At 51.7% G+C, this 19575-nt stretch carries 25 protein-coding genes and 1 pseudogene; 13 read left to right on the forward strand and 13 right to left on the reverse strand.

Translation table 11 applies throughout. The annotated features are described in order from the left end of the window. Window positions 1-91 precede the first annotated feature (91 nt). The gene (locus JMI88_RS03500; RefSeq protein ID WP_201360347.1) at window positions 92-898 is read right to left on the reverse strand and encodes a hypothetical protein; all 807 of its coding nucleotides are present in this window, start codon (window positions 896-898) and stop codon (window positions 92-94) included. Further along, window positions 859-1074 (reverse strand): hypothetical protein, encoded by a 216-nt coding sequence (locus tag JMI88_RS03505; protein WP_201360348.1) that lies wholly within the window; start codon window positions 1072-1074, stop codon window positions 859-861. Before JMI88_RS03505 ends, JMI88_RS03500 begins: the two co-directional genes overlap by 40 nt. Before the next feature lie 281 nt (window positions 1075-1355). Here JMI88_RS03505 and JMI88_RS03510 point away from each other — a divergent pair, with 281 nt between their 5' ends. Genes JMI88_RS03510 through JMI88_RS03520 form a run of 3 tightly spaced genes read left to right on the forward strand, consistent with a single transcriptional unit; the run spans window position 1356 to window position 2317 of the window. Continuing rightward, window positions 1356-1736: a hypothetical protein gene (locus tag JMI88_RS03510; protein WP_201360349.1), complete on the forward strand. Its 381-nt coding sequence runs from the start codon at window positions 1356-1358 to the stop codon at window positions 1734-1736. 14 nt (window positions 1737-1750) lie between these two features. Continuing rightward, window positions 1751-1930 (forward strand): hypothetical protein, encoded by a 180-nt coding sequence (locus JMI88_RS03515; RefSeq protein ID WP_201360350.1) that lies wholly within the window; start codon window positions 1751-1753, stop codon window positions 1928-1930. A gap of 57 nt (window positions 1931-1987) precedes the next feature. Continuing rightward, complete coding sequence (locus tag JMI88_RS03520) at window positions 1988-2317, forward strand: MerR family transcriptional regulator (protein WP_268905963.1); 330 nt, start codon at window positions 1988-1990, stop codon at window positions 2315-2317. Between the two features lie 672 nt (window positions 2318-2989). Here the strand turns inward: JMI88_RS03520 and JMI88_RS03525 are convergent. From JMI88_RS03525 to JMI88_RS40020, 3 genes are all read right to left on the reverse strand, one after another. Beyond that, on the reverse strand, window positions 2990-3853 hold the full coding sequence (locus JMI88_RS03525; RefSeq protein WP_201360352.1) for an SDR family oxidoreductase: 864 nt from the start codon (window positions 3851-3853) through the stop codon (window positions 2990-2992). 73 nt (window positions 3854-3926) lie between these two features. Further along, window positions 3927-4079 (reverse strand): nitroreductase/quinone reductase family protein, encoded by a 153-nt coding sequence (locus JMI88_RS40555; RefSeq protein WP_201360353.1) that lies wholly within the window; start codon window positions 4077-4079, stop codon window positions 3927-3929. Further along, the gene (locus JMI88_RS40020; protein ID WP_201360354.1) at window positions 4076-4375 is read right to left on the reverse strand and encodes a nitroreductase/quinone reductase family protein; all 300 of its coding nucleotides are present in this window, start codon (window positions 4373-4375) and stop codon (window positions 4076-4078) included. The genes JMI88_RS40555 and JMI88_RS40020 overlap by 4 nt, the downstream gene beginning before the upstream one ends. Window positions 4376-4638: 263 nt before the next feature. Between JMI88_RS40020 and JMI88_RS03540 the strand changes: the two genes are divergently transcribed. From JMI88_RS03540 to JMI88_RS03575, 8 genes and pseudogenes are all read left to right on the forward strand, one after another. Then, complete coding sequence (locus tag JMI88_RS03540; protein WP_201360355.1) at window positions 4639-5235, forward strand: TetR/AcrR family transcriptional regulator; 597 nt, start codon at window positions 4639-4641, stop codon at window positions 5233-5235. A gap of 73 nt (window positions 5236-5308) precedes the next feature. Further along, window positions 5309-5587, forward strand: a complete 279-nt coding sequence (locus JMI88_RS03545; RefSeq protein WP_201360356.1) for a DUF6262 family protein — start codon at window positions 5309-5311, stop codon at window positions 5585-5587. Between the two features lie 147 nt (window positions 5588-5734). Beyond that, a pseudogene (locus JMI88_RS03550) lies at window positions 5735-5881 on the forward strand (DUF4158 domain-containing protein); the annotation flags it as partial. A 72-nt stretch (window positions 5882-5953) separates the two neighbouring features. After that, window positions 5954-6664, forward strand: a complete 711-nt coding sequence (locus tag JMI88_RS03555) for an IS6 family transposase (protein WP_201360358.1) — start codon at window positions 5954-5956, stop codon at window positions 6662-6664. 134 nt (window positions 6665-6798) lie between these two features. Beyond that, complete coding sequence (locus JMI88_RS03560; protein WP_201360359.1) at window positions 6799-9786, forward strand: winged helix-turn-helix domain-containing protein; 2988 nt, start codon at window positions 6799-6801, stop codon at window positions 9784-9786. Window positions 9787-9886: 100 nt separating this feature from the next. Then, window positions 9887-10861 (forward strand): tetratricopeptide repeat protein, encoded by a 975-nt coding sequence (locus tag JMI88_RS03565; protein WP_201360360.1) that lies wholly within the window; start codon window positions 9887-9889, stop codon window positions 10859-10861. Window positions 10862-10884: 23 nt separating this feature from the next. After that, window positions 10885-11259 carry a nuclear transport factor 2 family protein gene (locus tag JMI88_RS03570; RefSeq protein WP_201360361.1) on the forward strand — a complete coding sequence of 125 codons (375 nt, stop codon included), beginning with the start codon at window positions 10885-10887 and terminating at the stop codon, window positions 11257-11259. A 117-nt stretch (window positions 11260-11376) separates the two neighbouring features. Further along, a complete protein-coding gene (locus tag JMI88_RS03575; RefSeq protein WP_201360362.1) occupies window positions 11377-11589 on the forward strand; it encodes a hypothetical protein in 213 nt (70 codons plus the stop codon). A gap of 449 nt (window positions 11590-12038) precedes the next feature. Here JMI88_RS03575 and JMI88_RS03580 read toward each other — a convergent pair whose 3' ends face one another. From JMI88_RS03580 to JMI88_RS03590, 3 genes are all read right to left on the reverse strand, one after another. Beyond that, on the reverse strand, window positions 12039-12422 hold the full coding sequence (locus JMI88_RS03580) for a VOC family protein (RefSeq protein WP_201360363.1): 384 nt from the start codon (window positions 12420-12422) through the stop codon (window positions 12039-12041). A gap of 904 nt (window positions 12423-13326) precedes the next feature. Beyond that, window positions 13327-14919, reverse strand: a complete 1593-nt coding sequence (locus tag JMI88_RS03585; RefSeq protein WP_201360364.1) for a multicopper oxidase family protein — start codon at window positions 14917-14919, stop codon at window positions 13327-13329. A gap of 6 nt (window positions 14920-14925) precedes the next feature. Then, entirely contained in the window at window positions 14926-15579 is a 654-nt protein-coding gene (locus tag JMI88_RS03590; protein WP_201360365.1) for a PadR family transcriptional regulator, read from the reverse strand. 127 nt (window positions 15580-15706) lie between these two features. On the opposite strand from JMI88_RS03590, the gene JMI88_RS03595 reads away from it, so the two are divergent. Further along, window positions 15707-16294, forward strand: a complete 588-nt coding sequence (locus tag JMI88_RS03595; protein ID WP_201360366.1) for a linear amide C-N hydrolase — start codon at window positions 15707-15709, stop codon at window positions 16292-16294. A gap of 463 nt (window positions 16295-16757) precedes the next feature. On the opposite strand, the gene JMI88_RS03600 is transcribed toward JMI88_RS03595, so the two are convergent. The 4 genes from JMI88_RS03600 to JMI88_RS03615 all read right to left on the reverse strand — a co-directional run bounded on the left by JMI88_RS03600 (window position 16758) and on the right by JMI88_RS03615 (window position 18969). Continuing rightward, window positions 16758-17660, reverse strand: coding sequence for an alpha/beta fold hydrolase (locus tag JMI88_RS03600; protein WP_201360367.1), 903 nt, complete (start codon window positions 17658-17660; stop codon window positions 16758-16760). 53 nt (window positions 17661-17713) lie between these two features. Next, window positions 17714-17929: a DUF1905 domain-containing protein gene (locus JMI88_RS03605; RefSeq protein WP_201360368.1), complete on the reverse strand. Its 216-nt coding sequence runs from the start codon at window positions 17927-17929 to the stop codon at window positions 17714-17716. 11 nt (window positions 17930-17940) lie between these two features. After that, the gene (locus JMI88_RS03610; RefSeq protein ID WP_201360369.1) at window positions 17941-18129 is read right to left on the reverse strand and encodes a hypothetical protein; all 189 of its coding nucleotides are present in this window, start codon (window positions 18127-18129) and stop codon (window positions 17941-17943) included. A 225-nt stretch (window positions 18130-18354) separates the two neighbouring features. Next, a complete protein-coding gene (locus tag JMI88_RS03615; protein WP_201360370.1) occupies window positions 18355-18969 on the reverse strand; it encodes a dihydrofolate reductase family protein in 615 nt (204 codons plus the stop codon). Between JMI88_RS03615 and JMI88_RS03620 the strand changes: the two genes are divergently transcribed. Beyond that, window positions 18947-19114 (forward strand): hypothetical protein, encoded by a 168-nt coding sequence (locus JMI88_RS03620; RefSeq protein WP_201360371.1) that lies wholly within the window; start codon window positions 18947-18949, stop codon window positions 19112-19114. The genes JMI88_RS03615 and JMI88_RS03620 overlap by 23 nt on opposite strands. A 134-nt stretch (window positions 19115-19248) precedes the next feature. Here the strand turns inward: JMI88_RS03620 and JMI88_RS03625 are convergent, their stop codons facing one another. Further along, window positions 19249-19575, reverse strand: coding sequence for a hypothetical protein (locus JMI88_RS03625; protein WP_201360372.1), 327 nt, complete (start codon window positions 19573-19575; stop codon window positions 19249-19251).

The following is a 19575-nucleotide window of genomic DNA, read 5'->3' on the forward strand; positions in this document are numbered from 1 at the left end:
CCTTTCTACCTCATAGAAAACCAAAAACCCAAAAAAAGTTCCCTCAGGGATGACTCATATGGCTACCACTGAGGGAACTTTTTTGTACCGTCTATTCGATCATGCGGAACAAGGCATTGGAAATGACGCTGGGGTCTGTCTCGCCAGCGAAAGGCAGGACTTTGACGTGCGCGTTCTGTGCCTCGACTTGTTGATAGGCCCGCAGCGCCATGTCGTGCTCGGCTCCATGACCGATAATGGCCAGTACGACGTACATATTCCCGGCAGCGCGATTGACGACATCTCTGAAGGATGCTGTGTCGTCGGCCTCTCCATCAGTGATGACCAGGGCGAGCAACTGGCTCACACGGTAAAAGCTCTCCATCTCCTCCCAGAGAAAGCCCTCGGTCTTCTGGTGAAGCGCTTCCGCTACTTTGCCCTGGCTGATCTGACCCACCATATCCATGCCAGTGCGCAGGTGGAAATCGCCCAGTTCAAGCTCGCTTTTCATTTGCTCCAGGTGCGCTGTTACATCCGGCGGTAGCGGTTGTTGCGCCACGTGCAGCGCCAGTTCATACTTTGCCAGCAGCCCGGCAGTCCAGTCCTTCATCTCCTGGCCCGCACGAATAAAGCCCTGCAAATGAGACAAAGGCAGGCTGGCTGAGATGCTTGCAATATGCGGTCCAAATGCGAGCGGCAGAGCTGAGGGCGGCAGGACATAGCGCGGATTCGTGGCAGCTTTGATAGCTTCCTCGATAGCAGGTTCAATATGTTCGCAGGGCGCCAAAGCCTGGTCGTAGGTGATTTTGGGCAAATAGCCCGCATTCGCGCTACCAGTGGCTGTTTCGGCGTTGAGTAGCTCCTGCACAAAGACAACATTCATACGGCAGGCGCGGATAAACGCCAGAGCATAGGCCATCCTGGTATACGCCTCCCAGGGGGCAAACCCTGCAAAATAAGTTCGTCTGCTTTGTCGTCAATCTGCTGCCAGACACTCTCAATCTGGCTGGCCGCGCGCAAATAGCCCTGAATAGTGGCATCGTTGACCGAACCATACTTCGCATTCGCGAGCAGCTGCTGGAACCATTGACCCATAACAGGTAGCACCTTTCCCAAGGATATTTTTCTCCACCCTCGCAACTCGCCAGGCGCAATCTATCTCGCCATCTCACTTGCGCTCCCAGCCGGTTTGCAAAAACCTGAGTCGCACCCGGAATTGAACAGCACCTTGACACCACATCATTTGCCTGCTATGCTATCAGATGAGTGCAACGCAAACCCTCATACGTTTGTGGGCCAAGAGCCTTGTTTGTGGGTATCTCTCGTTGCACTCTCCACACACCACTCCAGCTCCTTATTGAGAAGGAGAGTTTGCCATGATAAAGAGAGAGCGCGTCCTCTTCAAGATCGCATGGGTCTCGCTCGCAATCACCGGAGTCGCCATCCTCGTCTTCGGACTGATCGTCACTGCGTGGCCCGCTTCGAGTGACCCATTGTCCCTCCGAGCGATCGGCGTGGCCTTGATTGGGATGGGTTTATTCGGTGTCGTGATAACCGTGATCGCGTACAGACGCCGTGAACGCTGGGCCTGGTTTACTCTCTGGTACTATCCCATCTTCTGGATAGCGCACCTTCTGGGCGGATTGCCTCCCGGCCAAGAGCATATCCACCAGATCGTGTTTATCGTCCTCTCACTTGCAGGCCTGCTTCTCCCCGTGGGCGAATTCTTCCCGCGAGGGGTAAGCCAGCGCGCTTGATGCGCCAGGAGAATGTGCAGAGCCTCGAAGGTTGGCAGAGCCGAGGGAAGCCGCCAAGCATACCCTGTCGTCACCTCTCGCACTTCTTGAACACTCGTCAAGATCCGTTGAGTCGTCGCGTGATACAACTGACGACGTTCTGGTGGGATAGCAGAGAGACTGCAAGCCAGAACTGGTCCGGCTGGTTGAAATGACATTGAAAATTCTCCACTTGTCTTGTAAACGTTCCTGTCCTGAGCATACAATTGCAAGTGAACTTGCAGGCAAGTGGAAAAGAAAGGCAAACACATGGAAGAACTTTCTATCGGGGAAGTGAAGTGGCACGACGGGCAGGGGTGAGAACCTCTACTCTGCGCTACTACGAAAGTATGGGGTTGCTCTCTGCTCCTCAACGAATCTCAGGAGGGCATCGCCGGTATGATCCCAGTGTGCTGAAGCGACTCAAGGTCTTACAGATGGCACAGCGAGCAGGATGGAGTATTGCTGATATGCGCCTGCTCGTGGCAGGCTTCTCCCCTGACACCCCCAGCAAGCGAACGTTGGAAACAACTGGCACAAAAAAAGATGATGGAAGTCGATGAAGTCATTGCTCATGCCCAACAGAAGAAACAGGTGCTTCAAAAATTGTTGCAATGTGGATGTCTCCGCTTGGAAGAGTGCCTGGAGGCAGACGAGGATGAAAGCTCTTTCCTGGTACCTCTGGATGAAAAGGACTGACGATGATCCTCTGAACCCTCTTTGGTGCAGGAGCAGTGAGTGTGATGCTCCTCTCCTATGCACTTGAATCTCGCTCACATATCTGGGTGCTGGTATTTGCATTGGCATGTGCAGCATCATCTCTCTACGGATGGCTTTCGGGAACATGGCCCTTTGGCGTCGTAGAAGGGATTTGGGCACTTGTCGACCTTCGACGTTGGTGGGATCTTCGCACAAAGCTTTTTACTCCTCGTAATAGGCCTGGCGCTACATAAGCTGTCATGAAGGGCAGGGTAGCGGTTACTATATGTATAAAATGTATAATTGCTTATTGCTCGCTTTTGATTTAGATAGTGTCGGAACTAAGAGCACATGCCAGAGTATTCAAATCACCTTTAAACGCGCGCAGGCGTGAGACAGTAAGTGCTACCTCACGCCTGCGCGTCAGTGTAACGAACGAGCACCCGCAACTTCGATGAGCGCAAAGGCACGAGTCGCAGGGGTAGCAACCCACGTTCCCCGACATGCATGTTTTGCACATCGGGGGACACGAAGGGCTACTTCTCCATTTGAAGTGTTGCCTTCACAACATCTCGTAGCGTCAGTGGTGGGCGGCCAATGAGGCGAGCAAGTGTCGGGTCAACGGTGGCAAACTCGCCTTGCCTGCTGGCGGCAAAGTACCCGAGGTACATGTTCACCATCGGCTCAGGACTACCATGAGCGAGCAGGTGAGAACGAAACTCCTCGTCTGATACCACGACCCGGCGGATGGGTCGGCCTGTCACTTCAGAGACGATCTCTGCAACTCCGGCTAAGTCGAGTGCCTCAGAGCCAGTGAGAGCGGGTGTGATGCTATCAAGACCGCCCTTTGTCAGTGTGATCGCCGCCGCCCTTGCCAGGTCATCATGGGCTGTCCAGGCAACTGGCCCGTCCTCTGGTGCTACTACCTCACCTGTCTCAATGGCGTCACCAAGCAGTGGGACGGCAGACGATGCGTAGTAGCCATTGCGTAGTGATGTGAAAGCCACTCTCAACGCTCGCAGTGTTTCCTCTGTAGCTGCGTGATCGGGCGCAGGAGCAAAGGGTGATGCCGGATTTGCTGCCATCTGGCTCGTGTAGAGAATCCTTTGAGCACCGACCGCTTTGGCCGTGTCAATCGCCGTCTGATGTTGACGGAGAGCCTGTTCCCCGAGGCGCGGGGCTGATACAATAAGCACTTGTGATGCCCCCTCAAAGGCATGAACGAGGCTCGCTGCATCGTCGAAGTCCCCCCGACGGACGCGAACCCCTCGTTGCTCGAGGTCGCGTGCCTTCTCGGGGTTCTGGACACTCACACCAATCCCTTCGGCGGGAACGAGTTCGAGCAGGTGCTTGACAATGGTTCGACCGAGCTTGCCATTGGCTCCTGTCACAATGATCATGATACCCTCCCGTGTGTATCTCTAGGCTTTGTTCCATTTCTTATGGAAACCATGTGCATCTATTACAAGTCTTCTAGTCCTTCTCAGTGACACATTCTAAGAGCACCATTGGCATAATACGAGATGTTCCTTTTTGAGCCTTAGCGAAGTCGGGTGCTTGTCTTACGACTTCTGCGAAGAGACGGTCACGTTCGGCTGGTGGCGCAACGGTCGCATGGACGTTCAATTGCTGGTCCCAACTTCAATCGTGACATCATTTGGGTGAGCGAGAATATTATAGTACCAATCGGGATTGCGGGGGGCACCACCATTTGCTGCAACAAGAACGTACGTGTCGCCATCTTTGATGTAGCGCAATGGAGTGGTACGTGGTTGATTGGTCCTGGCACCGTGTGTGTGAAGCAAGAGAAATTCTGGGCCTGGAAAATTTCTCACCTTGCCTCCATGTGCGTGAAACTCGTCAGTGATCTGCTGATTGAGCGTCTTGGCTAGCCGAGCCAACTCTTCGTGATTGGTACTCATGTTTTCTTCTCCTATCAATCGTACGAAGTTCATGAAACATGGAGCTTCGCAAACAGCCCTCTTTCCAAAGAAGAGAACCATCTTGCTTCGCTACGACTGTTCTTCCAACAACAGTGTCGTGTATACTACACTGTAGGAAGAGTACCATGCGTCTGAGTGCAAAACAATCAGCAAACAGGCAGGCGCGTCGTGTAAACAACACATAGGTGAAACTGTTGCTTACACGTAGGGAATATGAGAGCATACTGAGGGAGGAAATCACTATGACAACATCTGTTAATCCGCGTGATCCACGGGTCAAACGGACCCGTCAGCTGTTGCTGCAAGCGTTCATCGCCTTAGTGGAAGAACGGCACAATCTTCACTCGATTTCGGTGCAAGAGGTTGCGGAACGTGCCACGGTCAACCGAACGACCTTTTATGCCCACTTTGAAGACAAATATGCATTGTTACAGTGCTGGATGCACCAGAAGTACCACCAGAGACTCACCAGCCAATTTCCTGCCTCCTCCACCTTGCAATTGAGTACCTTGCGTCAACTGATTCGATCGGTGTTCGAGGTGCTTGCGCTCTTTCGTTCCTATCTCAAACCAGCCGATAGGCAGTACGAGCCGCTCTTCGAGAATGTGCTTCAACAAGAACTGTACATCCTCCTCTTGAGATGGCTCAAGCAGGTTCCATCAGAGGTTCCTTTGCAAGAAGAGGTCGGAGAAACCACGGCGCAGGTCATCAGTTGGGCGATCTTGGGTCCCGCCACGCAATGGAGTTGGGGAGATCAAACGGTTTCAGCAGAAGAGATGACCCAGCGCGTCTTGAGCGTCGTGATTGCTGGCTTGTCACCTGTCACCACTGTTGCTTGACTGGCATTTTTAGGAATCGGGGTAGCGCTCCAGATCAGTAAGTGCCTTTATGTTAACATTGCGTTGAGCTGGCTTGAGCAGGCCAGTCAACTTCAACACTGTTGCGACGAGCGCAGGAGTAACCAAAGCATACCTGTACAGCCATCCTGAGCTTCGTGATCGTATCGAAGCACTACGGGCATCTCAAAGAAACAACCTGGCTCCCCAGCGAACACTCTCAGGACGAACCGAGGGAAGTCGTGAAGTGCTTCTCGCTGCCAAAGATCGCCGGATCAAAGAGTTAGAGCAAGAAAACCAGCGGCTGAAAGAAGAGCTGAAAATGGCGCTGGGGAAACTCTACGAGCAAATTTAGCACAACTTCCCAGACTTCTTTTTTTGACATATCAATGACGTTCTCCACCGCATCTAAAGCCACTTCAGGCTTCATAACTGTAGATAATCCTTATTTGAGGAACTGGCACGCCTATGTAGATGAAAGGAGTTCTTATGAAGTACATCGATGAAACGACAATGGGAGAATGAAGAGTTAATCGAGCACTGGATGCTTGGTCCGTGGGACCTAGCCCAACTGGGCAACAAGACCGGAGCGACCCGTCTGGGATTTGCGGTGTTGCTCAAATTCTTTCAGCGCGAAGGGCGTTTTCCGGTTGTGTTGCAAAAATGCTGGTGAATGTGATAAGCTCTGCATCTATTAGCACAAGGAAGAGGAGTTTCTTTCATGAATCAGCAGCATCCATTCAAATGGCGTCATTTTGAAGCCAGCATCATTTTACTCTGTGTACGCTGGTATCTGCGCTATTCGTTAAGTTACAGAGATCTCGAAGAGATGATGCGGGAACGAGGTCTAGATGTTGATCACACCACCATCTATCGTTGGGTACAACGCTATGCACCAGAATTGGAGCGACGTTGCCGCCCCTATCTCAAAACCACGTCCGACTCTTGGCGCGTCGATGAGACCTATGTAAAAGTGAAAAAAGAGTGGGTGTACCTCTATCGAGCTGTTGATGCCCACGGAAACACGCTCGAATTCTTCCTCAGTTCGACAAGAGATACGAAAGCTGCCAAGCAGTTCTTGCTCGGTGCTCTTGCCGCATCTCATACGATGGAGCCTCGTGTGATTAACGTGGACAAAAATGCCGCTTATCCAAAGGCGTTTGCTGAATTGCATGCGGAAGGGCTCATTCCCAAAGGATGTGAGTTACGGCAATGCAAGTATCTCAATAATCGGATCGAACAAGACCACCACTTCATCAAACGGCTGACGAAGCCAGGAATGGGCTTCTTCTCGTTCGAGTCAGCATGGCGAACCTTACAAGGATACGAGATCATGAACATGTTACGCAAAGGGCAAGGACAAGGGATGGAAAGAGGTGATGTGGCTGGTCTGGTGACACTGGTTGCCAATCTATTTGAGCTGGCTGCCTAAACTGATCAAAGTGAGCCACTCTTTATACCTAGTTTTTTCCCTTTATCATTCTTGCAACACAACCGAAAGAAGAGTAGGGAGCAAGGGCATTGATTTTGTGTAACTTTGTTGAACTGCACGGGTGGGTAAAAAAGATGGCTCGCATAACACCTATTGTCAAAGAAGGTCAGCTGATTGACGCTGAGGATGCAGCAGTGGAACTGGACTCAGTAGCATGGTTCCGCTGGCTGGAGGATCATCGCGCCTTTCGCTTTGTCTCTCGCGGCGGCAGCTTTACCGCGCGCAAAGAGCAACGTGCGGGCCGATGGTACTGGTATGCCTATCGCCGCCAGCAGGGCCGGCTCCACAATCTCTATTTGGGCAAAACGGAGGAGCTGACCGCCAACCATCTGGCCAACAGCGCCACGATGCTCTCGGGCATCGCATCTGCGCATAGACCTGCATCGACAAATATGCAATCGCCCACCTTGCTAACGGCAAAGGTTACGCCGCCGCTGATGCACACTGGAGTGCTTGAACGCCCGCGCCTGACAACTATGCTACGCGAGTATGCCATGCAGCGGCAGATCTTCTTCATCACAGGGCCGGCTGGCTCGGGAAAGAGTACACTGGTAAATAGCTGGCTGGCGACTGGTGGACACCCCTACACATGGCTGACACTGGATAAAGCGGATAATGAGCCAGCGCACTTCTGGCATTACCTGGTCTCATCGCTCCAGGTCGTCCAGCCAGGATTAGCGCTTCATACAATTACACAACGCTCAGCTCTGAACACAGCTCCCGTTGCCACGACACTCCCATCCTTTATTAATGCGCTGGCATGTTTGCCCGCCAATACGACGCTAGTACTGGACGATTATCACCACATCAACAATCAGGCTATTCACGACAACCTCGACTACGTGCTCGAATATCTGCCGCGACAGCTACGCCTGGTCATAGTCAGTCGCCAGGAGCCGGCTGTAGCTATCGCTCGTCTACGCGCCCAGGGCAAAGTGGCGGAGCTCACTTTCGCGGAGCTCTGCTTTACGCCAGGCGAAATCAAGCAGTGGTTGTCAGGGATAGAAAATCAACCGCTAACGGCAGAACAGATCGCACTGCTGCACACCAGGACACAAGGGTGGATCGCGCTGCTACGCCTGGCGCTGCTGGCGCAGTCACAAGCGCCAGATCAGCTCACGCATGGACAGGACGATCATGAGTACATCTTTGACTATCTGGCCAGTGAGGTCCTGGCGTCACAGCCACAACAGATGCAGGATTTTCTGATGCAGACGGCGATACTGGAACGCTTCAATAGCGAGCTCTGCAATGCAATCACTCAGCAGCAGAACACCCGCCACATACTGATGCAGCTACAGCGTGAGCAGATCTTCCTCGAACCATTGGACGGAGCGCAGCAGTGGTTTCACTATCACCCGCTCTTCTCGTCCTTCTTACGCCAGCAGCTTGAACAGCACCATCCTGAGCTCATCGTCCCCCTCCACCAGCGGGCAGCCACCTGGTATGTGCAGCAGCAGATACCCAACGAAGCTATCTCCCATGCCTGCGCCGCCGGGCAATTTACGCTGGCGGCGCAATTGATTGAAACACACGGACGTCACTTGCTGATGCAGCAAGCCATGGCAGTCTTGCAGATCTGGCTCGTGCAGCTACCCGACTCAATCTTTACTGAACGTCCCCAGCTCTGTCTTATCTCGGCCTGGGTCCAGCTTCACCTGGCGCCCAGGTGGGATGAAATTGAACGCACCCTGGTACAGGCAGAGACAACCCTGAAAACGCAGGCTGATCTCTATCCAGAGCTACAAAGCGAGATCGTCGCCATACGCGCTCGCATCGCAATGTACCAGGGCGATAACATGCGCAGCCTGGAGCTACTGCAGCAGGCCCACACAGATCTGGCAAGGGATAACCTCTACCAGCGTGGCGAGGTTGCGCTGAGCCTGGGCAGCACATACGCCTCACAGGGATTTACAGACAAAGCCGAGGCCAGCTTGCGCGAGTCCATACGACTTAGCTCTAGCTGCCATAACCTGCGCACCACACTGCTGGCGATCCGGACGCTGGCGAACCTCTATGTCGAGCTGGGAAAACTGCCACAGGCATGGCAGATCTACCATGAAGGTCTGCGCATATCCAATGACAAATCACTGGCAGAGCTACCTCCTCTGGGATTTATGTATGTGGGGCTCGGCGAGCTCTGCTATGAGTGGAACGATATATCCAGAGCTCGCGAGTATCTGCGGCAAGGCATTGAACTTGGACAGCGAGGCGGCGATATCAAAATATGGCTGCTGGGCTATGCGGGATTAATGCCAACGCTGCTGGCGCTGGGCGAAGATTCACAGGTCTGGTCGCTGTTTGCCGAGGCCGAAAAACTCGTCGAGCAGAGCGGCTTCCCACGTGGACAGCTCCTGCTGGAGCAGCTGCGGGTGCGGCTCCACTATCTGCAACAGGACACAGCTTTTATGCAAGAGTGGTCCGCCAGCTGCGGCCTGTCCCTTGATGTGGACGAGATCGATACCCTGTATGCGGAAGATTATCAGCTCCTGGCCCAGACCCTGTTGCTACAACATCGACCTGCAGCGTCACAGGCGATTATCCAGCGCCTGCGCCACCAGGCCGAAACCTCACGGTCACGGGGTATCCAGCTCAGCCTGCTGATCACTAGCGCCGTGGCCTACGCATCCGCAGGAGAAACCAGCCAGGCCCTGGAGACCCTGGGCGCTAGCCTGAAACTGGCCGAGCCAGCAGGCTATCAACGCACCTTTATTGATGCGGGTCCCAGACTACTCCCACTATTAGAACATCTATCCACCGATCCACAGACCCACCACGGCTATACAGCAGGCTACCTGGCGAAAGTATTCAATAGTTGTGCGCGCTTTCACGGCTATAAGCATAAAAATACTCGATATGCCTCCCTCAATGAAACACTCAGTAGGCGTGAACTGGATATCCTTCATCTGCTCGCCGCAGGGCTTTCAAATCAAGCCATTGCTGATAGCTTGATTATCGGGCAGAATACGGTCAAGACCCACCTGAAAAATATCTACGGTAAGCTCGATGCCCACAGCCGAACCCAGGCGCTGGCCACGGCGAGAAGTCTGCACCTGCTCTAGCGCTTTCACGCTTTTGGGTGATGTTTTTCCCCCCTGCTGATGTTACTTTATTGCCATCATACACAACAACGCCAGTTGGCAGATAATGAAAGAAGGAAAAATGATGGCTCTATCAGCAAAAGAAATCACGACACACTATACCAGCTCGCTGCACTCACTTGGTGAGATAGCCTGGAGTTACTACTATCAAGGTCAACTTGATGGTGCCATGCAGCTCTTTGAGAGGGGATCACACCTGCTGGACTTTCCAGAGATAACTGATTTAGATCAGGCCCAATTCCTGCTCAAATACGCCGAGTTCCTGATCGCCAACTACTTACTCACCAATCAGAATGAGGACCTGGCGCTCACCACTATCGACCGGGCGCAAGCAGCAGCCCGCAAGAGTCAGGATCAACTGCAGCAGGCTACGGCACACTATCTGATTGGCCAGATGAAGTACTACCAGAACATGCATAAAGGCATTCAGGATTATACGGAAGCCAGAACCAGGCTGCAGCAGGCCAATAAACTCTATTCAGATCTGAGAGACACTGAGGGCATAGCACAGACGCTTTTCTACGTAGGCCTGACATATGAGCGGGAAGACGACAAACAGCGTGCAGAGTCCCACTATCAGCAGGCACTGAAAATAGCACGCGAGCATAGCCACAAATGGATTATCTCTGAGGCGACCAGGCATCTGGCAGGCCTGATGATGCAGCAAGATACGGACCTGGCCCTGCGCTATGCGTTGGAATCGTTACGCCTGCGCTCCGAGATTGGCTTCAAGCGTGCGCTTCCCTTGGCCCACTTCCTGGTCAGCGATATCTATGCGTTGCGCAACGAGCTAGATGCGGCCCTTGAACAGTGCCGGCAGGGGCAACAACTGGCGGAAGAGATGGGCATTCGCAGTGCTATGCTCAACGGGCTGCTCACGATGGGGCAGATTCAACTGCAGCAGGGGGCATTTGCGGAGGCCAGAACCAGTTTTGAAGCGGCTTACCAGTTGGCCCAAAAAACAAATATAGCATTCGCCATCGCGGCGGCACAGGATAGTCTGGCCCAACTCCAAACCCGGGTGTCAGAAAACTGAGAGCCTGTTATGGAAGTTGAAAATTGGATCAATTTCTTGCAGAACAGCTTATTCGCACCTATGTGGAAGGGTGGAAGGAATATAATCCCACCAAAATCCTGAGTACACTCGATCCGGACTGCGTCTTCATCGGGTCCCAGGGGCAGATCTTTCGCGGAGCCCACCAGCTCATCCGCGAGGTGGAAAAGCGCATTGCAGGCGAGTACAGCCCCTGGAAGTTCAGCCGTTGGGACATTACCACGCTCGTTGTTGCCAATGAGCTCTGTTTTCTTGAATGGGCATTCGAGGGACAACGGTTCTTTGAAGGAGCTTCCCTTGTTCGCTACAAGAAGGGCAAAATCAGTTCTGTGCGTGAATATCGCACCACACAACCCCTCTGGGAGGCGAGCGAGGAGTGACTTGCACCACCAGAAACTGCGTCAACGTTTCTCTCTCGTCTGTTTTGTTCTGCTGCCCTTTCCTCTAGGAAGGGGCAGACAGAGACTACTCCCAACGCGACCGCACGTTGAGAGCATTTGGGGAAGAGGTTCATCGTTTCGGCCTGGACGAGTGACCAGCGCTCTTACCAGGTACTCTGCCTGACCAGGTTTTGCGGTATCCTGGTGAGAGATGGGCAACCGGAGAGCACCATCGCTGGAGTTGGCCTGATCGGCTCGCACGCAATGCTTGGTGGGGACCACCCCAACTGCGTGTCACTGTCGCAGGCGTTCCTACGACTCTCGCTATGAACGAACGAAGGAGGAACAAGCAAACACAACGACATTTTTCTCTAACGAGTTATCTTCCCTCTGAGCTGATCATGAGGGTTAAGAGTTTCTGTCTGTTTCCTGCAACCTCTTTCTGATTTCATTACTCGCTTGCTTACAGCTCGTTGCGCATCCCGTGGGATGACCCGGTTTTGCCTTCAAACATAAGCATTTGCCCCGAATGTTAAGCACTGGTACAAACTTTCCTAGACAAAACCGCTTCTCATCTGGCGTACTTCTTGTGTGAGTTGTAAATTACGTTCGCGCATCGCAGACGTCAACCTGTGAAGTCATGCTCGCGAGCCTCATCCTGCGAGAACGTGAAGCAAGAACCACCAGCAGAATGGGCAAGAAATCAACAGCTTCTTTCCATAATTTACAACTCATGACTGAACTAGAGAGAAGTGCGATGAGGCCATACCAATATGCGTTTATTGCGCCTGTAACACGGCTAATATGTTCCCAGCCGGGTCTTTAAACCAGGCTATATCAGGCCCCATCTTTTGAGAGATGCCGCGCATAATGCCTTTCTCATCTTGCGCCATCCCTTCATAGCGCTCAAAGCTGACGCCTCGACTTTTGAGTTCATCGACCGCAGCATCAATATCATCAACGACAAAATCCAGCATCGTGAACGTCGCTGGCTGGTGATTGTCTTTTGGATAGGCAAATGCAGTGCCGCCACCAGGCAAACGAAGCTGGAGCCCACCTCCCTCTTCGACCACATGTAGCCCCAGAGTCTGAGTATAAAATGCCTTGGCTTTTGCCAGGTCATCCACTGAAAACCCGCTAAATGCCGTTTTTAGTTGAAGCATATCTCTCTCCTTGTTACTTCCAGGACACTTTCCTTCGATCTATGTACATGATCATCCTCGCATTGTGCAAGTAGAAACAGCATACTCCTAGTAAGTAGAAAAAACTTCTCGAATCTTGCCTTTTGCAGACGAAGGAGAGGTGCTTTCAACAGAAACAATTGCGAAAAATCAACAGCTTCTTTCTATAATTTACATCTTCTAAAGACGTGTGGTGGGCATTTTTCATCGCTTTTCTCCGGCATCTTTCGGTCTGCGCCAGAATACGGTACTTTCCTTACATAACGCAAGAGTTGAGAACGTTTTAGCCTCTCAAAAGTTGCCAATTTACAGGAGAGTGGCAGATGAAACGAGGTGAGGAGCGACTTGTCCAAGGGCATTCACACCAGTGCTCACCCATAGGTTGTGACAGAACTCGCTCCAGGAGCGGTTCACAATCTCCAACATCTGTAAATTCACGGGCCTGATGGTCGGTCGCTTTCACTCTTTTGTTAGAAGGAGGTAGCAAGAACGAGCATGATGAACCGATCGAAACCTCCCTCGAACATTGAGCACATTTTTTGTGTGGGCTGATCAGGGTCTCACGCCACAACTTGTTGCTGCGCATCTACAAGTAAACATCTTGCTTGAGCTATCTACTACTTATAGATGCGCAGGGTATCTACTGGAGTGAAGCCCTGACCAGGTATTTGATACATTTGTGCATAAAGCAGAGTGGTCGTTGCAGTATGTGCTTGTGGATCATTGTCTGCGGGATGTGTTTGTGGTGGACGAGGCAAGCCGGAACCAGGTGACGGTTATGTTTGAGGAACACATGCTTTGTTTTCCAACAAGGTAAGATAGAAAGGGACTGATGCAGCCCAGCGAGATATATGGGAACTGCATCAGTTTGGTCATTTTCCCTACGTTAATCGGGGAAATTTCCCGATGCATTGCCAATCGCATAGGGGGTAGAGATGTTGGGATACACGATCATCATATCCATGCCGTGATTGGCATGATACAAATTATGGCAATGGAGCATCCATAACCCAGGATTATCCGCGTAAAAAGCTACATCATAGCTCTCATGAGGTCGCACACTGATGGTATCGAGGTGTACAGGACTGCCGGCCAGCGCCCGACCATTCTTTGTCAGTACCGTGAGGGTATGCCCATGCAGATGCATCGGATGGATACCGCTATCCGCATTATTCTCGAAATGGAGTCGAATGAGCTGTCCCGGCTTGACCACAATTTCAGGACTATTCGGGAAGGATTTGCCATTCAAGGTAAAGACCGGCCCAGGCCGACCATTGGAAAAACCAATGGTGAAGCCAAGGGAGATTGTATAGGTCGCATCAAAGTGGCTCTGGAGGGTAATGGGGTCTGTTCGCGGCTGCCCATAGGTTGCAAAGTTAAATTCGTTTTGGTTGAGAGAGGGAAGTGCACTGGAAACATATTGTCCCTGCCCAACAAGCACCGCAGGCGTCTTTGCATACTGTTGGTCACCATCTTTAGCAATGAGCAGCGCGACTGGACCATTCTCAGGCATACGGAAGCGCAGATCATAGCGCTGCCCTCCATCAATTGAGAGGGGAACCGCTGTCAACGGCGTTGGCCCGTTGATATCGTGCCCATCGAGCGCAGCAACCAGGAAAGGCGTTCCAACCAGCGTCAAGTGATAGGGATAATTATCGGTATTGACAAGGCGCAGGCGAACCCACTGACCAGATTGCGCCGAGATATGCACCGTACCCATGGCCCCATTGAGGATTGGGTTGCTATTCCAGGTATGGAGAGCAAGCGCTGTATCGACATCATCATGTACTGTAGAAATGACGGGATCAACGATAACCATACCATAAAGGCCATGGCCTGTTTGCTCGAAGCTTTCCTGATGCGAGTGATACCAGTACGTCCCGGCATCTTTCGCCAGAAACCGATAGGTATAGGTCTGTCCTGGTTTGACGGCGTCTTGGGTGACGCCTGCGACCCCATCTGCACTGTTGGGAACAGTAATGCCATGCCAATGGATAGTGACACCAAAGGAGAGGTGGTTGACAAGATGTACAATCACTAGATCCCCCTGTCGCACATGGAGTGTAGGTCCGGGCGAGGTGCCATTGAAGGTCCAGGCATCGCTGGCATTGCCCGAACCAAAGGAAAGGTGAGCAGGTTGAGCCGTCAGAGTGAATGTATCGATATGAGCGGCTGTCTGGGGCGCTTGTAGCGTGTCTATGGGCGTACCGGAACCAGAGTTCCCAGCTTGGCACATGCTTCCCATATCGCTCATATTCATATCTTCCATATTACAGGAAGTCCCCATATTGATCCTCTCGGGATAGCGAGAAGACCACATGCCCCATCCAATACCGCCACCGGCTATGAGCAGAAAACAAAGTACACCCAGAAGAATGCGCTTCACTAATTTCTTTCGCGTCTGCTTTTTCGCTACCGGCTCCCCTACCCGGGGTGCGATGACGCTTTCCTGTTGTTCTGTTTCTCGCTGTTTTTTCATACTATCTTATTTCTCACTCTCAGGTTTCTTCTGCTGTTCCATCAGATCGGTAATCTTTGTCTCGAGCCAGGCTAACGTAGCATCACACGAGTGAATGTGGTAGTCAGCCAACTGCAGGATGAAAGGACGCTCCTGGTCCTGAATTCCAGGGTTGGACACCACCATACTGCTTCCACGCGCGTAATGTTCGCGCAAAACGTGGAGGTACTCGCGATACTGCTGTAACACAGCAAGTTGTAGGGAAGCGTCCACCAGGCTAAACTTGGAGAGCTTGACCGCAAACAGGTCTGGATAGTCCGAATTATATTCGCCCGGGTCACGCATGAGGGTAAAGAAACGGTCCCGACCAGCATCAGTGAGATGATAGAGTTTGCGTGTCTGTCTCTGCCCCTCGTGAGAAGCTGTAGTATCGTCTTGTTCACGCTCGGACATAATCAGACCTTGTTGTTCAAGTCGACGAATAAGGGGATAGAGTGTCCCCCAGCTAAGCCGCTGAAATGGACCCAAAATGCGCTGTATGATCGCGTGGAGTTTATAGCCATGTTGAGGCCCATTCATGAGTTCGCCCACCACAAACAATTCATAAGCGGGGTGAGGACTACGCCCACCGCTGACTCGTCCAACGTCCTTTTTCTCTGGTAGCTTCTGCTTTTCTGTCAATGCTCTGTCTGCCTTTTCTATATCGATTTGATATACTGCTAGCAGTATATCAAATCGATATAGAAAAGGCAAGAGAGGAACAAGGATAATTCTTTCTCGATACAGTGGCGGTGGCATTGTTGGCTTATTGATCCTCAGAGTCAGGAGATTCCGGTGTCAACAGACGACAGGTAAGACGTATGAAAATCCTATCGGTGTCCTGACGAACGCACCGCCATTTGAGTGGCACCAGATGAACCTCAGTAATTACCTCAATTTGCAAGCGAGCACGCCCTCACCAAAGACCTTCGCCACCATAGAACTGAACCCTCCCGGTGTTGGGGGCGGCTTCCTGGGCATGCCTGATGACTGGACACCTCCATCACGTTTCGTTCGTGTGGCGAATATGTGTCACTACGTGCAACCAGTGCCTGATGCCAGATCGGTTATCACTTTGGCAGAGCATCTGCTCAACACGGTAGATATTCCTAAAGGGGATATTGTGACACCTTCTTCTCCGCGTTCTTCTCAGATGAAAGTTGAATATACACAGTTCGCATGTATATGGGATCTCACTCATCGCATTTTGTACTATCGCACCTATGATGATCTGATGCTGAGGAGCATAGATGTTAATCAGTTGAAGCTGATGCAAACAAGCCAACCAGCCTGTTTTCCCCTCACGCTCAATGGGCATAGCCCGATTGATATGACTCCTTCCTTGCTGAGTCAATAGCGGGTCCAGGCAGAGGAATTGAAGCGCTACCAACTTGGCGCATTCCACCCCAATATATGCTCATAGCATATATTGGGGTGGAATGCGCCATATGCTCTACATCAATCCGGAACTCCCGCTGCTTGTGACGATTCTCAGAGAAAAATTCGCCTTTCTCACAAATAATTTCACTGTGATACTTGTAAAAGGAGCAAAACAAGCAGGATTTTCTCGCATAAAAATTCCTCGCTGCGTTTTCACCAACACTTCCTTGTTTTTCTGGCACTGGCTAAGGATGTAGGGCCAGCGCTGGAAAAATTATCTGGCAGAGTGCGCCGGTTTTGCCGGTGTAGCGTCCTGATGCAGCGAAAAGTTATGGTCCGATTAAAGAAAAGTATTTCGACAAACAATAACTGCATGTAATTTATCCCGGACACACGATACCTGACCGTAAGGTCGCGGCAAGCTTATCCTTGCAAAATTACTACGCTTGGTTTTGGAGGAGATCGGCAATAACATGTGGCTGTTCACTGGCCATAAAATGCCCACAGCCTGCCGCTACCTGTGCAATCACATTGCGACAACTAAACTTTTTGGTTAGCTCATTGGCCGTTGGCCCCGGCTTACCGGAGCCATAGTCACCCTCGATGAGGAATATAGGCACATCCAGCTCGTCGCGGTGAGATCTCATGAATACCCGGTTCTTTTGATATGTTCGATACAAGCCAAGCCCAGCTCGCAGCTGTTCGGGCATTTTATAGGCGCTTGCGTAGTGACGCATGTCTGCGTCTGTCATTGCCTGCTTGTCCTTTGCGAAGCGAAGGAAGAATGCCCTTTTAAAGTAGGTGTACTCACGACCACCAATAAGCTGTTCGGGAAGTTTGGGTAGACGGTGAAAGGTGAAGTGCCAGAGGAATGGCATCTTGACCATGAGGTCGGTGCTGGCTGTACCGGGTAGCGGGCCGTCCAATATAGCTACACCTCGCGTTTCGGACGGGTAAAGGCGAGCATACGCATACGCGATCATGCCGCCCATATCATGGCCAACAATGTAGGGATCTTTAATAGCAAGCTGACTGGTCAGCTCGTGAATATCATTAGCCTGTGTCTCCGCATCATAGTCGGCTCGCGTAGCTTTGGACTTTCCGATGCCCCGTAAGTCAACTGCGATAACTGTGTACCTGTTAGCAAGCAAGCACATAACCTTGCTGAACTCGTACCAGTCTTCCGAAAATCCGTGCAGAAAAATAATCGACGGACCGCTACCGCCCGATACATAATGTACTGACGCATCACGTAACTGTACAGTGTAGGACTTAAACGCCGCGCCGAGTACAACTTTCGCCGGATCCTTACTGTCTAGCCCAATAAAGAACGGGTCGTTCATAGTCGTTCCTCCAAGGACACTTCAATAACATCGCCTGGTTGCGCCTGCATGGCCTAGAGTATTTTTTTGCTTACGGGTAAGAATTGTGTGCCCTCGCCCCACGGCATAAAGGCCGTCTGGAAGGCAACGCCGTCCATGGTGCCTTTGACCTTGACGGACTTGGTAGAACCAAAAAATGTAACCGATTCAGGCCACACCACACATGCCCAGCCATCGCGGTCTTCAATGGTGGCCTTAAACGTTTTATTGATAGGGGTTATCTGTCCCATGAGTAGACTCCTTAGTTAGACTCATTTTGTTCTAAAACGGTAGCGATCTGTTCCATCTGGCGAGCCAGCAGAGCGAGGTTATTGGTAAATGGCGTGAATGTTCGACCGTTTCCAGCGCGAAAGGTGGAAAATCGGCGCGAAACATTGGAATCGCCAACATTGGAATCGCCAACATTGGAATCGCCCTCGCAAACCTCCATAAAAGGGCTCCAGGAGCGGGTGACGGTACGCCATTTCTGGTAATTCGGGCAATCAGCAAAAAGAGTATCTGACGCTTGACCAGCATCTCACGGCTCGAAAAAACGACGTGGAAAATCGGCACAGGCGCGCATCCTCGAATTGCTGTTCACCAATCCGCTGATTTTCCCCGTTCGCACGTGATTGCGGTCGAAGCACGTGTGGGTTTGGGAATGCTCCTCGCGACCTCAGGGATGTCTGCTTCCTGACACCGTGCTGGTTGGAATCGCGCCTGCACGCTCGTAATTCACGATAATGACGCCAGTTGAGGAGACTGTGCTCTCCGTCACCTTGAACGCCGCCGGGATGGTGCCATCGGCAAACAACCGTTTTCCACCGCCCAACGTCAGCGGAAATATCTTTAGCCAGAACGCATCGACCAAATCATGCTTGATGAGCGTCTGAACGAGATTTCCACTTCCGTACACGTGCAAATCCGGCCCTTGCTGTTGCTTGATGTTGATGACTTTTTCCGCAATGTCTCCGCCTAAAAACACGGAGGGCTGCCATTCGTGAGAAGTCATGGTGTTCGAGGCGACGTACTTGGTCGCTGCATTGACGCCCGGCCATGCGTCCGCATGTTGCGGCCAGTATGATGCCCAAATTTCAAAGGTTTTGCGCCCTACCAACAGATCAAACGGCATGTTCATCTGCCTATTTATGACTGTTCCTCCAACATCGTCGGCATAGGGACCTGTCCACCCGCCATACGCGAAGCCACCACTGGTATCTTCCTCTGGCCCGCCTGGGGATTGGATGACACCATCAAGGGAGACGAAGTTGAGTACAATTACTTTTCTCATGACCGAGTTCCTCCAACATCTGGTATTAATGACATGCCTCTATTCTACTGGCTTCGACGTGAAAAAAACTTCTTGGATCTTGCTCAAATCCTCGGCCCGGCTCTTGCCTGGGAAAGATCAGCCGACGCGCCTGATCCTCTCTTGACGAAAGCCTAGCATGGGTGCTGACGGAAGTCGCTCTCCTACGAATGTACAACAAGTGCGTGCAACAGCCTGCTTCTCGCGCGGATTCTGGTTGAGACACTACAGTTGCACTTTTTAGCTGAGCCATACTGACCTTCAACTTCCATGAAAAAAAGCTTCATGAACTTCTCTGATCCATGTGTGTAAATCCCAAGGTAGTGTTGCAAAAAATTTTAAGCTCATCAAAATGATGCGCATTCGAAAATCGTATCGATGTAAAAAATGCAAAAGGTGCACATATTTTATCAAAAAGGTTTCTTCTACCGCAAATCGAGCTCTTATTTTGATGAGCTTAAAATTTTTTGCAACACTACCAGGATTATTAGCGCTGGCGTGACCTACGTGTACACTTGCAGCAGTGTGAGGAAGCCCGCAGGCAGCAGTTCCGCTTTCGCAAAGATCCTGCCGCTTACTTGGCGGCAC

Source organism: Dictyobacter formicarum (genome assembly GCF_016587435.1).

Excerpts from the sequence above, each read along its gene's own strand:
- JMI88_RS03500 (WP_201360347.1), bottom strand. The coding sequence starts at position 898 with ATGGCCTATGCTCTGGCGTTTATCCGCGCCTGCCGTATGAATGTTGTC.
- JMI88_RS03505 (WP_201360348.1), bottom strand. The coding sequence starts at position 1,074 with ATGGGTCAATGGTTCCAGCAGCTGCTCGCGAATGCGAAGTATGGTTCG.
- JMI88_RS03510 (WP_201360349.1), top strand. The coding sequence starts at position 1,356 with ATGATAAAGAGAGAGCGCGTCCTCTTCAAGATCGCATGGGTCTCGCTC.
- JMI88_RS03525 (WP_201360352.1), bottom strand. The coding sequence starts at position 3,853 with ATGATCATTGTGACAGGAGCCAATGGCAAGCTCGGTCGAACCATTGTC.
- JMI88_RS40020 (WP_201360354.1), bottom strand. The coding sequence starts at position 4,375 with ATGAGTACCAATCACGAAGAGTTGGCTCGGCTAGCCAAGACGCTCAAT.
- JMI88_RS03540 (WP_201360355.1), top strand. The coding sequence starts at position 4,639 with ATGACAACATCTGTTAATCCGCGTGATCCACGGGTCAAACGGACCCGT.
- JMI88_RS03555 (WP_201360358.1), top strand. The coding sequence starts at position 5,954 with ATGAATCAGCAGCATCCATTCAAATGGCGTCATTTTGAAGCCAGCATC.
- JMI88_RS03560 (WP_201360359.1), top strand. The coding sequence starts at position 6,799 with ATGGCTCGCATAACACCTATTGTCAAAGAAGGTCAGCTGATTGACGCT.
- JMI88_RS03565 (WP_201360360.1), top strand. The coding sequence starts at position 9,887 with ATGATGGCTCTATCAGCAAAAGAAATCACGACACACTATACCAGCTCG.
- JMI88_RS03580 (WP_201360363.1), bottom strand. The coding sequence starts at position 12,422 with ATGCTTCAACTAAAAACGGCATTTAGCGGGTTTTCAGTGGATGACCTG.
- JMI88_RS03585 (WP_201360364.1), bottom strand. The coding sequence starts at position 14,919 with ATGAAAAAACAGCGAGAAACAGAACAACAGGAAAGCGTCATCGCACCC.
- JMI88_RS03600 (WP_201360367.1), bottom strand. The coding sequence starts at position 17,660 with ATGAACGACCCGTTCTTTATTGGGCTAGACAGTAAGGATCCGGCGAAA.
- JMI88_RS03605 (WP_201360368.1), bottom strand. The coding sequence starts at position 17,929 with ATGGGACAGATAACCCCTATCAATAAAACGTTTAAGGCCACCATTGAA.
- JMI88_RS03610 (WP_201360369.1), bottom strand. The coding sequence starts at position 18,129 with ATGGAGGTTTGCGAGGGCGATTCCAATGTTGGCGATTCCAATGTTGGC.
- JMI88_RS03615 (WP_201360370.1), bottom strand. The coding sequence starts at position 18,969 with ATGAGAAAAGTAATTGTACTCAACTTCGTCTCCCTTGATGGTGTCATC.